The 14,182-nt window shown below is 64.0% G+C and carries 15 protein-coding genes; all 15 read right to left on the reverse strand.

Annotation, left to right across the window (positions count from 1 at the left end):
* Positions 1 to 485: hypothetical protein (locus MUO23_01520; protein MCJ7511631.1), on the reverse strand; the 485-nt coding region annotated here is incomplete at its 3' end.
* 54 nt (positions 486 to 539) lie between these two features.
* On the reverse strand, positions 540 to 1,580 hold the full coding sequence (locus tag MUO23_01525; GenBank protein ID MCJ7511632.1) for an ABC transporter permease: 1,041 nt from the start codon (positions 1,578 to 1,580) through the stop codon (positions 540 to 542).
* A complete protein-coding gene (locus MUO23_01530; GenBank protein MCJ7511633.1) occupies positions 1,570 to 3,102 on the reverse strand; it encodes a sugar ABC transporter ATP-binding protein in 1,533 nt (510 codons plus the stop codon). The genes MUO23_01525 and MUO23_01530 overlap by 11 nt, the downstream gene beginning before the upstream one ends.
* 89 nt (positions 3,103 to 3,191) lie before the next feature.
* On the reverse strand, positions 3,192 to 4,373 hold the full coding sequence (locus MUO23_01535; GenBank protein ID MCJ7511634.1) for a sugar ABC transporter substrate-binding protein: 1,182 nt from the start codon (positions 4,371 to 4,373) through the stop codon (positions 3,192 to 3,194).
* A 173-nt stretch (positions 4,374 to 4,546) separates the two neighbouring features.
* Positions 4,547 to 5,224, reverse strand: coding sequence for an RraA family protein (locus MUO23_01540; protein ID MCJ7511635.1), 678 nt, complete (start codon positions 5,222 to 5,224; stop codon positions 4,547 to 4,549).
* A gap of 47 nt (positions 5,225 to 5,271) precedes the next feature.
* On the reverse strand, positions 5,272 to 5,925 hold the full coding sequence (locus MUO23_01545; protein ID MCJ7511636.1) for a bifunctional 4-hydroxy-2-oxoglutarate aldolase/2-dehydro-3-deoxy-phosphogluconate aldolase: 654 nt from the start codon (positions 5,923 to 5,925) through the stop codon (positions 5,272 to 5,274).
* A gap of 11 nt (positions 5,926 to 5,936) precedes the next feature.
* The gene (locus MUO23_01550; GenBank protein MCJ7511637.1) at positions 5,937 to 6,929 is read right to left on the reverse strand and encodes a sugar kinase; all 993 of its coding nucleotides are present in this window, start codon (positions 6,927 to 6,929) and stop codon (positions 5,937 to 5,939) included.
* A gap of 40 nt (positions 6,930 to 6,969) precedes the next feature.
* Positions 6,970 to 7,290 (reverse strand): cupin domain-containing protein, encoded by a 321-nt coding sequence (locus MUO23_01555; GenBank protein MCJ7511638.1) that lies wholly within the window; start codon positions 7,288 to 7,290, stop codon positions 6,970 to 6,972.
* A gap of 60 nt (positions 7,291 to 7,350) precedes the next feature.
* Entirely contained in the window at positions 7,351 to 8,172 is an 822-nt protein-coding gene (locus MUO23_01560; protein MCJ7511639.1) for an IclR family transcriptional regulator, read from the reverse strand.
* Positions 8,173 to 8,778: 606 nt separating this feature from the next.
* Positions 8,779 to 10,077, reverse strand: coding sequence for a glutamate-5-semialdehyde dehydrogenase (locus MUO23_01565; GenBank protein MCJ7511640.1), 1,299 nt, complete (start codon positions 10,075 to 10,077; stop codon positions 8,779 to 8,781).
* A 106-nt stretch (positions 10,078 to 10,183) separates the two neighbouring features.
* A complete protein-coding gene (proB, locus tag MUO23_01570; GenBank protein MCJ7511641.1) occupies positions 10,184 to 11,308 on the reverse strand; it encodes a glutamate 5-kinase in 1,125 nt (374 codons plus the stop codon).
* A gap of 609 nt (positions 11,309 to 11,917) precedes the next feature.
* Complete coding sequence (locus MUO23_01575) at positions 11,918 to 12,340, reverse strand: arsenate reductase ArsC (GenBank protein MCJ7511642.1); 423 nt, start codon at positions 12,338 to 12,340, stop codon at positions 11,918 to 11,920.
* Positions 12,341 to 12,469: 129 nt separating this feature from the next.
* On the reverse strand, positions 12,470 to 12,997 hold the full coding sequence (locus MUO23_01580) for a hypothetical protein (GenBank protein MCJ7511643.1): 528 nt from the start codon (positions 12,995 to 12,997) through the stop codon (positions 12,470 to 12,472).
* A 62-nt stretch (positions 12,998 to 13,059) separates the two neighbouring features.
* Complete coding sequence (locus MUO23_01585; protein MCJ7511644.1) at positions 13,060 to 13,215, reverse strand: hypothetical protein; 156 nt, start codon at positions 13,213 to 13,215, stop codon at positions 13,060 to 13,062.
* 322 nt (positions 13,216 to 13,537) lie between these two features.
* Positions 13,538 to 14,182, reverse strand: a 645-nt coding sequence (locus tag MUO23_01590; protein MCJ7511645.1) for a hypothetical protein, incomplete at its 5' end; no start/stop codon positions are given.

Consider the following 14,182-nt stretch of genomic DNA (forward strand, 5'->3'; position numbering starts at 1 on the left):
AGCCTTTCGTTGATGTACAGGCATGCTTTGCCCCGCTCCATGGACAGCACCCTCTCGAGATTCAAGGGTGAGCGATAGCAGCGCGTCCTGGTCTTCAGGGACACTCGCTGCGGCGAGTCCTCCAGAAGTTGCGCTTCAAAAGGCAGAAGCGAGACCTCGCCATGGAGCCCCTGCGATGAGCCGAGGTAGGGCTCGGCCGCCCATCCAGCCGAAGGGAGCACCTCTTGCCAGCCACCGTAGTAGTAGTCATGAAAGGCGCCTTCGGGCAGCGCCCCGGTAGCAACGAAGGCCGGTCGCATCGGGATCGGGGACTGCCAGAGGAAATCCAGGTCTCGAGGCTTGTAGGTGAACTCGAAGATGTCGGCCCCTTTGTCGAGGAGGATGCCGACCCGGATCAGGTCGTTCTCCAGGAAGGCTACCCGCATGCCTTTGTAGGTGTAGTCCAGCGATATCCGGCAGCCTTGCTTTCTTCCCCACGTATACATGTTTGATCCTCCGCCCGCCTCAGGTTTCCCCGGCTCGGTTTCTCGTCACCCTAATCATCTGGCCGGATCGATGTCCGGTTCTTCTCCATCCGGATCCGCTGGGGCCGGCGCCCGGCCGATCACCCGTGACCATGTCTTGCTTACGAGTCGGCCGAAGTCAGCCCGCCACATGTCGAGAAAGACCGCCAGGATGATGATCGCGCCCAGGGTGATGTTCTGCCACGATGTCGGAATGGCGTTCAGATTCAACCCGTTCTGGACGACGACGATGATCGTTGCGCCGATCAACGAGCCGAGGATGTGGCCGGATCCGCCGGCCAGGCTGGTGCCACCGACCACGACTGCTCCGATTGCTTGCAGCTCCGTCCCTACACCGTAGTTGGGCGAGCCGGAGTTCAGGCGGGCCGTCAACAGGATCGCTCCGATGCCAGCCATCAGGCCGGCGATGACGAATGCGATCAGCCGGGTCTGGTTGACATTGATCCCGGAAAGCCTGGCGGCCGATGCGTTCCCGCCGATAGCATAAATCCTCCTGCCGCTCGGTGTGTACTTCAGGAATCCCCAGCCTACAGCGTAGAGGATCAAGACGTAGAAGAACGGCAGGGCGATCCCGGACAGCTTCCCGTAGAACCATGGCTCAAGGGAGTCTGAAACCGAGAAGATCGGCGAGCCATCGTTGAAGAGGAACGCGATCCCGCGGTAGATGCTCAAGGTGGCGAGGGTCACGATGAACGATGGGATCCGGCCGTACGATGACAGGAACCCGTTGACGGCACCCAGGATGAGGCTGATGACCAGAACGACGGCGACAGCCGATGGCACGGACATCCCCACGAACTTGATCAGGGAAGCCATGATCATGGTGAGCAGTGCAATGGCGGACCCCGGGGAGAGGTCGATCCCGCCAGTCAGGATGACCAGCGTCGAGCCGATGGCGACAATGGCCACAATACTCGCCTGCAAGGCGACGTTGTTGAGGTTGTCCAGCAGCATGAATCGATCCGTCGACAGCCCGACGGCGATCGACACGACAATCAGCGAGATGATCGGCCCCATCACCGGCACGCGTGATAGGAATGACCGTCTAGGTCTCATAGAGCCGTCCTTCGGCCGGATGGCTGGAGCGTGATGCCAGCTCAAGCAACCTGGTCTCGGTCAGTTGGTTGGAGGGCAGGATCTGGAGGATCCGCTTGTTGCGCACGATGGCGATTCGATCACTCATCGCCAACAACTCCGGGTAGTCGGAACTGATTAGCAGGATGGCGATCCCCAGCGCGGTCAGCTCGTTGATGATGTTGTAGACCTCGATCCGCGCCCCGACATCCACCCCCTGGGTGGGCTCATCCAGGATCAGTAGGCGGGCTTTCGAAAACAGCCAACGGGCGAGGATCACCTTTTGCTGGTTCCCCCCCGAGAGGAACTGTACGCTGCGATCCATCCCGGCCTGGCTGATAGAGAGCTTGCCGAAGTACTCTCGGCTGTAGCGCGCTTCAAGCCTCAAATCGAGGAAGGGGCCATAGAGCAATGCCGCCAGGTTGGCGATGGTGATGTTCTCGGGCCCGCGGAAGTTTATGAACAGCCCGTCGGCCTTCCGGTTCTCAGGAACCAGGGCGACACCGCTGGCGATCGCCTGCCCCGGGGAGTCGAACCGCACCGCCCGACCGTCGAGACGGACTGCGCCGCCGGTGGGGCGATCCACCCCGAAGAGCGCTCGGGCGATTTCCGTCCGCCCGGAGCCGACCATACCTCCCAGGCCAAGCACCTCCCCGGCATGAACCGAGAAGCTCACCTTTCTGACACCGAGCTCGGTGCTGAGCCCCTCGACCTCCAGGCACAGCCGCTCCTGCGCATTATGCTGCTTGGGATAATGCTCGGCGACTTCCGTTCCGAGCATCTGCCTGACCACGGCATTGACGTTCAACTCACGAACCGGGCTGCTGCCTGCCAACCGGCCGTCCTTGAGCACGCTGATGCGATCGGCGATCTGGAACACCTCGTCGATCCGGTGGGAGATGTAGAGAATGGCTTTGCCCTGGCGCGCCAGCTGGCGGATGAGGTCCAGCAGACGACGCGTCTCAGAAATGCCTAAGGCCGCTGTGGGCTCGTCCATCGCCAGCAGGCTCGAGTCCTCGGAGATGGCCTTGGCGATCTCGATCAGCTGCTGTTCGGCCATGGATAGGCTCTTGACCACGGCGTCGGGATCGATCTCGATGCCCAGGCTCTTCAGCGTGCGGACGGATTCTCGGCGCATCGTCTCCCAATCGACGATCTGGCGCCTCATCACGGTCGGGAAGCGTCCGAGGAAGATGTTCTCGGCAACGGTCAGGCTCGGGACGAGGGACAGTTCTTGGTAGATCGTAGCCACGCCGCGTTGCCGGGCAGCGATCGGATTGGGCATCGTGATCGTTTCACCGCCCAGCCTGATCTCGCCGCTGTCGGGTTGATGTACGCCGGCCAGGCATTTGACCAGAGTTGACTTGCCGCTGCCGTTCTCGCCGACCAGGGCATGGATCTCGCCCGCCATCAGGGTCAGGGACACTTGGTCGAGCGCTCGAACGCCCGGAAAGGCTTTCGAGATGTCACGGACTTCCCACATCGTGGCCGACTCAACCATCATACAAGCATCCCATTCGCTCGAGTGAGCCTCTGGCCGCGAGCTCACGCCCACGGCCAGAGGCTGCTAATGAACCCAGGATACTTACGCCCTCATGGGCAGGCGTACTCCTTGGACGGCTTGGGATAGAGAGTCTCAGGGTGGCACAGGAAGCCGACGGCGTTCGTCTTGTCGACGATCGTCACCGGCGTTTCGACCCAGCCGCCCGGGTACGTCCCGTGCAGGCAGTCCCAGGCAACCCGCATGACCACTTCGCCCATGACGAACGGAGTGGTGTTGACGGTGCCCGTTATTTGGCCGGCGTCGATCATTTCCAAGCCGGTCGTATCACCGTCGTTGCCGAAGTTGCCGATGTCCTGACGGTTGAGTGATTCGGCGGCCTTGGAGGCGCCGATCGAGATGTAGTCATTGGCCGTTACCACGACCTCGATCTCGGGATGGGCCGTGATCAGGTCCGTCATGGCCGTGTTCCCGGTCTCGACGTTCCAGCCCGTGGGCAGGCTGGCGACGATCTCCATCCCCGGGAACTGAGAAAGAGCGTCGAGGTAGCCGCCGATGCGCTCGGTGGAGTGATAGCCCGGCTGGCCTTCGAGCACGCCAACCTTCGCCTCACCACCGAACATCCCGGCGACGTACATTCCCATCTTGTAGGTTCCCCGGCGCTGGCTGTATCCCACCACGCCATGGACCGGAGCCGGGAAGTTCGGGATGTCGGAGTTGACGATGATCACGGCGACGCCCTGTTCCACGGCCCGCTCGACCAGGGGAGCGGCGGCGGCCTCATCGTGGGTGGACAGGATAATCGCATCCACCCCGCGAGTGAGGACATCCTGGATCATGCCCATCTGACCGGCGATGTCCGCCCCGCTCTGCGGCGCCAGCATGAAGGTCTCAGCGCCCAAACTGGCCGCTTCAGTCTTGACACCTTCACCGATGGCCATGTAGTAGTTGAACTCAGTCGCCGGCGGCATGTAGGCGACGCTCGGCGTACCGCCCGTGTAGGCCAGGTTCTGACACAGGGCCTGTGAGCCGGCGTTGAGCGCGACAGGCTTCACAGCCCCGTAAGGCGGCTCATAGGCGGAATAGTCCGGCGCAGCCGCCGCCGGCGGCTGCTCTGCCGGTGCCTGAGGAGCGGCCGGCGCAGCGGTTGGTGCTTCCGCTGCCGGCGCAGTCGTCGGGGCAGCCGCCGGTGCAGCGCAGCTCGTCACGACGAGTATGAGAACCGCGATCAGGCCCAGGGGCGCGATCAGCTTTCGAGATCGATGGAGAGACATCAGATTCTTCCCCTCCTTATTCCATAAATGGTATCGGGATTTCCTTGTCCACATGTCACGCTCAGTCTGTTCGATGGGTTTCTAGCCTCACCTCCTTTCAGGATCAAGAACAGCCTCCCCCGCGCTCTGCCAGTCCTTCCCCCCCCGGGGACAAGCCTCGCGGGACGCGAGGATCACAGCCTGCCGAACTCGGCCAGCAGTTCCTCGACAGTCTTTCCCTGGCGAATTCGCTGGCGTGTGGCTTCTTCTTGCGCAGCCTGTTCCTGCGCACGCTTCAGCACATCGGCCGCCTCATTCTGGGGCACAACAACGACACCGATTTCATCCGCCAGGACGACGTCCCCCGGCGAGACCATGATCGTAGCGCACTGAATGGGCACATTGACCTCGATCGGCTCCAGGCGCTTTGAATACGGCGAGTGCGTCGACCGCGGGACAATCGCCCGGCTGAAGATCGGGAACCTGAGGCTCTTGATCTCGTCGGTGTCGCGAATCGCTCCATCGACGACCGCACCCACCACCCCTTTCTGCAGGCAGAGGCCGGCCATCAATCCACCCCAGATCGAAGTCTCAGTCTCTCCCGCCGCGTCGACCATAATGACGTTGCCTTTCTGGGCAACGGAGAGGGCGTCCAGACAGTCCACCAAATCGCCGGGGTAGAGACGGACCGTCAGGGCGGTCCCGACGAACCGGGCTTCAAAGAGCGGGCGGATGTCGCTCCGCAGAACGCCGCTTCGTTCCTGCGAGTCGGCTACAACACACGACGGGCTCATGATCTTCAAGAGATCCTCAAACCCGGCCATGATCTCGCGATCCGGCCCTTTGCCTGGCGGGTTGATGATTCGTCGCATAGCTCGCCCTCCTCCTCGGCGCCCGGGATGCACCCAGCCAAGTGCGACTAGCTGGGCTCCCCTCTCGCCTGGCGGACGGCGTCCACAAAACCGCGGGCCAGGTCGGTCAGCTCGTCGAATCGCTTTGCGGCGATGGCGCTCTTCTTGACCAGGTTACTTCCGACGGCGACAGCCGCCGCTCCGGCCTTGATGAAGTCGCCGGTCGTCTCCAGCGAGACCCCTCCGACCGGGATCAGCTTCACCTGAGGCAGTGGTGCCAGGACAGCCTTGAAGTAGGCCGCGCCCCCAAACTCTGCTGGGAAGACCTTGACGAAGTCCGCCCCACACTCCCAGGCTGTCAGGATCTCCGTCGGTGTGAAGGCGCCGGGGATGACAACCTTGCTGTAGCGGCGGCACACTTCAATCACCGCCGGGTTGAGCGTCGGGGCGACGATAAACTCCGCCCCGGCCAGAATGGCCGCCCGGGCGGTCTCGGCGTCGAGGACCGTCCCCGCGCCAAGCAAGACGTCCTCTCCGAATTCACGCACGGATTGTTCGATGATTTGAAGTGCGTTGGGCGTCGTCATGGTGAACTCGATCGCACGTATGCCGCCCGCCCGCACAGCGCGGGCCACCTGGATCAGTTCCTCCGACCGATCGAAGCGCACAATCGCGACCACGCCACCTTGCTCGATTACACGAATATGATCGTCCTTGCTCATCTCCCGACCTCTCAGCGAGCGATCCTCAGGCTTGCCATCATCGGAGCCTGGAGCAGCTTCTCGGCCTCGTCTCGCGTCGTCCAATTGAAGTCGCTCCACGAGGTCTGCTTAAGTGCGGAGAATGCATTTCCAAGGCGAACTGCCTTGTCGACTCCCTCGGTGATGTATCCGTAGATGAAACCGGCCGAGTAGTTGTCCCCCCCGCCCAGCCGGTCCACGATCTCGATCTCGTACGATACATCCTCGACGTACCGGCCCTCGGCGTAGGCGAAGGCGCTCCACGTGTTGCGCCATACCGAGGGCGTCCCACGCAGGGTGACCGTGACGACCTTGAAGCCGAAGCGTTCCGCAAGTTCCTTGGCGCCTTCCTTGTAGCCGGCGCCCTCGATGCCGAACACCTTCTGCGTATCCTCTTCGGTCGTGATGAGAACATCCACGAGTTCCATGAAGGGCTCTTGAACCGCCCGCGCCTTGTCGGTGGACCAGAGTTTGGCGCGGTAGTTGAGATCGTAGCTTACCGTCAGGCCGGCGCTCTTGGCGGCGCGCAGTGCGAGCATGGTCACGGCGGCGGAGTCTTCGCTCAGGGCGGGTGTGATGCCACTGGTGTGAAACCAGCGGGCGCCTTCGAACACCTCGCCCCAGTCGACCTCGTCTGGCCGAATGTGGCTGATTGCGGAATGGCTCCGGTCGTACAACACCCCACTGGCTCGAGGTGAGGCTCCATATTCGACGAAGTAGATCCCCATCCGGTCCCCCTTGGTCCAAACCACATGGCGCGTGTCGACCCCGAACTCCCTGGCCTTGTTCTGCGCCATCCTGCCCAACGCGTTGTCGGGCAGCCGGCTGACCCAGCCCGTATTGAGGCCCAATCGCGCAACGCCGGCGGCCACGGTGAGTTCGGATCCGCCAACGCTCACTTTGAGGTTCGATGCCTGTTCCAGGCGCTCGAAATCCGGAGGCGCCAGGCGAAGCATCGCTTCGCCGAAGGTTATGACGTCTGGCATATCGCCCTCCTTGCCGGCTCCGTCCGATCCAAGGGCCGCCTCACTTCTTCCAATGGATGAAGGTGTCCAGGTAGCGCATGGGTCTGTCACTTTCGTTGCGCACTCCGTGGGCGACGCCAGGAGGGATGGTCACGGCGTTCCCGGGCCTCAGCTCGAACTCCTGATCGTTCATACGAATCGTGCCTTGCCCCTCGAGGGCGTAGTGCAGCTGGTCCTCGTGATCGTGCGTGAGAGCCGAAAGCGCATTGTGTGGTCTGACACTGATCAGGCCCATCTTCAGATCGTCGCGACGGATGATGTGCTTGTTGTCCGAGTGCTCTCTGGCCACGGCCTCGACGTCGACGTCGATGACGAAGTCCATGGAAGACTCCCCTGGCATGCTGGACAGTCCGGCCGCTCCGGCCATGCCCGGCAGATTGACTCAGGCGCCGCGACGGACACGTCCCGCGATGCCCTTCGCCATTGTGGCGCCTGTTCCTTTGCCCTTCGCAGGGCTCCTTGCCTCCTGCAACTGATCAACGCCACGACCCCAGCCCATCTGTTCCGATATCTGGGCCGCAACTTCCATGAGCGTGTTGATCAAGTCGTCGTGCGCGATGTGATCATCCATCCGATCGACAGGCCCGGAAACACTGACAGCGGCCGCGATCTCCTTGTGATCGAAGGTTGGGGCGGCGACGCACTTGACGCCCACCTCGTGTTCCTCCAGGTCGATGGCATACCCCCGGCTCCGAACGCGCCCGAGTTCGGCCCGCAGCGCTTCGAGATCCGTAATCGTCTGGTCCGTGTAGCGCTTGAGCCTTCTGTCTGGATAGCGCTGTGCGATCTGTTCGTCCGAGAGGTAGGCCAGCAAGGCTTTGCCCACCCCTGTGCAATGGGCCGGGTTCCGGTCGCCGACGCGGGAGGACATGAAGCCGATGGGATGTAGCCCGGCGAGTTTCTCGAGGTAGACGACCTCGTTGCCATCGAGGATCGTCAGATGAACCGTCTCACCGAACGCGTTTCGAAGGCGCTCCAGGTGTCCGATGGATCGGTAACGGATATCGTTGTTCTTGATGAATCGCGAACCGAGCTCCAGCAGAACCACCCCCGGGCGATATTTCGCCGTGGCATGGTTGACTTCTACGAAGCCTTGGGCCTCGAGCGTCACCATCAAGCGGAAGACCGTGCTCGGATCGAGGCCGGTCTCTTTGCTGAGTTCGGCAGCCGAAAGCTCGCCATCGTGGGGCAGGAAGGTGCGCAAGAGGGTCAGCGCCCGTTGGACCGAGCGGACCTGATAGTTGGGGGTCGGATGATCCGAGTGGACTGGCAATTCGTTTCCTACGGGGGCGCCAATTCATAGTATGAAATGGCATTGCGTACAGTGCAATTATAGGATTGCCGAGGGGCGTTTGTCAAGAGCCGGTATCGGTTCAGGACCTGTGAGACAGAAGGGCCCTTGGGCCGGTCGGGGGGTGGTGAAGTTGAAGCTGCTCGGCAGGCGTCTCCTTCCCGGCACATCGTCCCGATGGCCTTGCTGGAGGACACCCCGTTCGGGCCGCGAAGCCTCGGCCCGCCGCACCGTCCCGGCCGTCTCGCCCCGTGGGCTGGTAGTTGTGGCCCAAACGGGGTGTCCTGCCGGGAGGGCGAAACGGCCCCTGACCCCTCCCTTTGCCTGGGTCCAGCTTGCGACCTGGATTCCTGCAGGGGAAGGGGCGGGGTGAGGCGGGGAAGGGCTTTTCCGCAGCCTGCGAGTGCCCGATCGAAGCCATTTGCCAATGACGGCTTTCTGGGACTCGCCATTCACACCCGGGAACACACTTGCCCCTGACATCCCCGGGGGGCTGCTCCTCCGTGAGGCTGTCGGCGATCAGCCTCGGACGTGGTAGTCCCCGACGATGACCCACTTGTACGTCGTCAGCTCCCGCAGTCCCATCGGGCCGCGTGCGTGCAGCCGCTGCGTGGAGATCGCCACTTCGGCTCCCAGGCCGAGCTGGCTGCCATCGGTGAAGCGTGTGCTGGCGTTGACATACACGGCGGCAGAGTCGATCTCTTCCACAAACCGCCGCGCGTTCTCCTTGTCCGCCGTGAGAATGCCGTCCGAGTGGCCTGTGCTGTGCAGCCGGATGTGCTCCATCGCCTCCGCCACGCTATCGACGACCTTCAGCCCCAGCACCAGGGACAGCCATTCTGTGTCGAAATCCTGCGGGCCAGCGAGACGTACCGACTCAGGGAGCGGGGGATGGTGGTCCACCGCCGCGTCATCCTGTGGGCCTGGGATCGTGGCAAGATACGGCAGGACGCTCGGATCGGCCCGGAAACTGACGCCATCGGCGGAGAGCATGTGGACCAGCGCCGGGAGGAATTCGGCGGCCCGGGCGCGGTGCACCAGCACCGTGTCCAGGGCGTTGCAGACCGTCGGTCGCTGAGTCTTGGCGTTGTGAATTACGCGGCAGGCCGCTTGGATGTCGGCCGTCTCGTCCACGAACAGATGACAGATCCCGATGCCGCCGGTGATCACGGGGATCGAGCTGTTGTGGCGGCAGAACTCATGCAGGGCGTTGCCGCCGCGCGGGATGATCAGATCGACGTAGGCGTCAAGATGGAGCAGTTCGGTCACCCGGGCCCGGTCTGGATCATCGATAAACTGCACCGCATCGACCGGGAGACCGGCGGAACCCAGCGCCTGGTGCACAACCTCCACCAGCGCCCGGTTGGAGCGCACCGTTTCGCTCCCGCCGCGCAGGATCACGGCGTTGCCGGTCTTGAGCGCCAGTGCGGTGACGTCGATGGTGACATTGGGGCGCGATTCGTAGATCACCCCCAGCACCCCCAGCGGGACCCGCCGCTTATGCACTCGAAGCCCGTTGGCGAGTATTGCGGATTCAAATGTTTCACCGACCGGATCGGGGAGTGCGGCCACGCCCTGAACGTCGGCGGCGATCCCCTCCACGCGCGCCGGGTCCAGCGTCAGACGATCCACCAGGGCAGGACTCAAGCCGGCCCGCAGCGCAGTCTCGACATCGACCCGGTTCGCCGCCAGGATGGCTGCCTCGTTCGCCATCAGCGCCTCGGCCAGCAGGTTCAGGCCGCGGTCCTTCCTCTCTCTCGGCTGCGTTGCAAGCGCACGGGCGGCCTGTCGAGCACGTATTCCGAAATCCGTCAGCATGCTCTACCTCTACCGAGTTGATGAAGCCCCGCTTTCTCAGCAAAGGGAATCTTCTCAGCCGGGATGGATTGTTCAGGAGCCTTCTGCACAAGCCGTGCGCCCGGGCTCACAACAGGACCAGGTCGTTGTGATGGATGGCTTCGTCACCGTAGTCGTAGCCCAGTAGGCCCTCGATGTCGTCCGAATGCCGCCGCAGCAGTCGGGTGAGGTCGCCGGCCCGGTAGTTGACGATGCCGCGTGCGATCTCCCGGCCGGAGGAGTCGAGAATGCGGACGGTGTCCCCTCGCTCGAAGGTCCCCTCGACGGCGGCGACCCCGACAGGGAGCAGGCTGCCTCCCCGGCGCAGAGCCTGGGCGGCGCCCTCGTCCACGGCGAGGCTGCCAGCCGCGCCTACCGCCAGGAGGAAGCGTCGGCGGCTGTCGATGGTCGAGTCCAGCGCCCGAAAGTGGGTTCCGACATGTTCACCGGCGGCAAGCCGTGTCAGAACGTCCGGGTCACTCCCACGAGCGATGATCACCGTCGTCCCCGAGCGGCGGGCCAGATTGGCGGCTTGCAGCTTGGTGACCATGCCGCCGGTCCCCCCACCCGACGACGTCCCGCTGGCCGCCTCCCACAGCGAAGGCGGTATCTCATCGGTCAGCACGTCACTGATGAGTTGTGCAGCCGGGTCGTGGCGTGGATCGGCGGTAAACACCCCCGGTTGATCGGTCAACAGAATCAGCGTATCGGCATCCACCAGGGTCGCCACCAGCGCCGACAGGTTGTCATTGTCGCCAAGTCGGATTTCTTCCGTCGCCACCGTGTCATTCTCGTTGACAATCGGCAGCAGTTGATGGCTCAGCAGCGCCGAAAGTGTGTTGCGGGCGTTCAGGTAGCTGCGCCGGTTGTCGAGATCAGAGCGCGTCAGCAGCACCTGGGCTACGGTGATGCCATACAATCCAAACAGCCGCTCATACAGCGCCATCAGGCGGGGCTGGCCGACGGCGGCGAGCATCTGCTTGACGGGGATGTCCTTCGGCAGCTGCGGGAAGCTCAGCGCCTCCCGGCCGGTGGCAACCGCCCCCGAGGTCACCAACACGACTTCGTTGCCGGCGGCTCGCAGATTCGAGATCTGGCGGGCGAGATCGACCAGGGTGGGGGCAGACAGCCGGCTGGTCCCCGCCGTCAGGGTCGACGTGCCGATCTTGATGACGAAGCGAGCTGGAGGCACAGAGGTTGGGTTCGTCGTCACTGAGGCTCGTGGCGCACGGGGCGCTTCATCGGGCGGACTTCATGCGCATGCCGGTCGTCCCATCCACCACAGATGGAACCCGCATGTATCCTTGCCGTGCAGCCAATCCGGCCATGATACCCGCTCGCCGCACCTCCGACAAGGTTCGATGGGGCGCGGACTGCGCCGGTCCAGGCCGCCGGCTGGGCGCACAGCCCTCCGACGATCTCATCACAAGCCCCAGCCCCGGCGGAGGGATGGAGGAAGCCGCTGGAAGTAGGGCACGACGGGAAGCCGGCGCACCCGGAGGCGGCTGTCCGCCGGCTGCGCCGCAACAGAGGCATGGTACGCGGACTGGAGCCCGCTCGTATTGGATGGACTGGCGGGCAGTCCCGCGCTATGTACGCTGGGCTTCCCGACTGTCAGCCGGAGCTCCCCGTCATCGGCCGCGTCAAGCTTGGGTCATGCAGCTCCCGGTCGTACCGGAGGTGAGCCTCCCCAGCGATCGCGCAGCATCCCGCAGGGAAGCGGGAAGAGGATTCCCGCCATCGCCTCGGTGTCAATTCCGGTCGAGGTGCAAGTGGAACCCGTGGATCTCGGCGGGCGAGCCTTGTCCAGTTTGGGCTGGATTCAATCGCCAAGCTGGCTTTCCAGCAGCGAAGGGACCTTTGTCGTGATTTGATCGCGCACCTGGCGGAAGGCGGCCATGACTTCGGCCTCCGAGCCTCGGGCGAGCGCCGGATCCGGAAACCCCAGGTGGAGGCGGCGACCATGGCCGAGCCACACCGGGCATTCCTCCGCCGCCGAGTCGCAGACGGTGACGACCAGTTCGAACGGCACGCTCCGCATCTCTGCCACGTCCTTCGACCTGCCAGCATGCTCGATCCCGATTTCCCGCAGCGCCCGGATGGCGTTCGGGTTGACGGACCCGGTCGGCCGGGTGCCGGCGCTGGAAGCCTCCCAGATCTCGCCCAGGCGCGCATTGACGATGGCCTCCGCCATCTGGGACCTTGCCGAGTTGCCGGTGCATAGGAATAGCACCTTCCGCTTCATCTCCACACCTCCGCCAGTCCAGCGCGCTGTCGAATCGAAGCCGGGTCTCTCCGTCCCGGCCCCCGGCCGCCAAGTACTTCGCTCGCAGCAGGTTTCCCCGAGGGGAGCCTGCTCGCGAGGAGAGCGTGGCTACCCCACCATGCCCTGGAGCGTCACACGCCGGTCTGCGAAGCCCTCGTCCTGCGCCAAAGCATCGCACGCCTGCAACTGCTGCCGCTGTTGCAGCAAGCTGAATGCGAATGCCATGCAGGTCGCCTCACCACACCGGCCGCAGTTCGTCTGGGGCAGGAGCGCCCACACGTCCAGGGGACGAGGCGCCTGCCGCCGGCACGTCGCCGCAACCAGGGCTGCGCGATCCTCCCAGGTGGCGTTGATGGCGTCGGTCAGGGCAGCCAGCAGTTCCAGTCCCTGGGCGCTGTCGATCACCTGCGTGATGCTCACCCGCTCGGGCTGGAGTGTGATCAGCCCCGGCCTGCGGCGCAGCGTAAGCGACGGCGGCTCGGGCGTGTAGGCGATCACGTTGGGCAGGGTCGCCAGGAAGGGCAACACTTCATCCAGTGCCCGCGACGGCCTGCCCACCACGATGATCTTGCCCGGTTCGGCCAGGCAGGGCAGTGTCCTCTCCAGCGCGATTGACGGAAGGAAAGCCACGCTCACTTCTGCATCGGGTTGCCGTAGACGGCCTGGATGCCCGCACCGGGCACCTGAAGCATCACCTTTCAACCGCCCTCCAGCAGCTCCTTAGCCTTGCCTTTGAAGTGACGTTTGAGGAAGGCCAGCGCGGCCTCGGAGTCATCGTCCATGAGGATGCGGGCCAACTCGATCAGGTCCGCATCTTCCAGGATCAGCTGCACTGCTTTCTTCGACTCGGACATCACCCACCTCGCCTGCGCCGTCGGCCAGTCGTCGGGCCGTTCTGTAGAAACGGCCGGGCACGACCGCGACTCCCGCCTGCGGAGCGCTAACCTGTCACGGCTATCCGCAACGGATGCAGACGTCCGTCTCCCGGTTGGTCCAGTAGACCAACCCACACGTTGGGCAGGTCGCCTGGCGCAGTCCGGCGTTCTTCACGGCCGGCTTAGGCCGAAGCTCGGCCGGAAGGCTGGCGTATGGATCGCCGCAACAGCAACCTTTCGGCGTTGCGCCTGTTTGCGCGCTGGCTGCCCTCTCATCTGCTGTCTCCATGCACGCCTCTCCTCAGCCGATGCTCGGCGCCTCGATCAGCAGCACGCGCACGGCCTGCAGGTGCTCGGCCCGTTCGGGCTCCAGTAGGACCGGGCATTCTTCCAATTCGACCTGCGAGGCGGCCAGCCGCAGGGCGAAGGTGAAGCAGGTCGGTGAGCCACAACCCTTGCAGTTGGTCTGCGGCAGGTGCTGGTAGATGGCCATCGGGGTCGGCCGCTGCCGGGCCTGGTGATCGGGCGCGATTTCATCCCGGTGCTCCCAGGTGCGGTTGACCAGGTCCACCAGCCCACGTATCTCGTGAACAGCCGCTTCGCGGTCTTCGACATTGCTTGTGACGATCTCGTAGTCATGGAAGGCGATGTTGTGGCCGCCTTTCTTCCAAGTGAGCGCCCCGGCCGCCGGGTTGTAGACTGCGCCCCGCAATGTGGCGTTGAGGTACGGAAGAACCTCGGCGATGGGCGCGCTCAGTCTGGCGCGGGCCGCGAAACGCTCCGCCCCAGGATCGCAGGGCGGGGTGAAGACCTCGAGGTCGAACGTCTCGACCAGCTTGGCATGGGCTTCTTCTGGCATCGTACGTCCCCTGCGGGCGACAACGCACAGTCGCCAAGCGCAAACCGACTTCGGCTCAGCCGGATCCTCCCGGCCCAGCCCCGACCG

It is taken from the genome of Anaerolineales bacterium (assembly GCA_022866145.1).
Taxonomy (GTDB): domain Bacteria; phylum Chloroflexota; class Anaerolineae; order Anaerolineales; family E44-bin32; genus PFL42.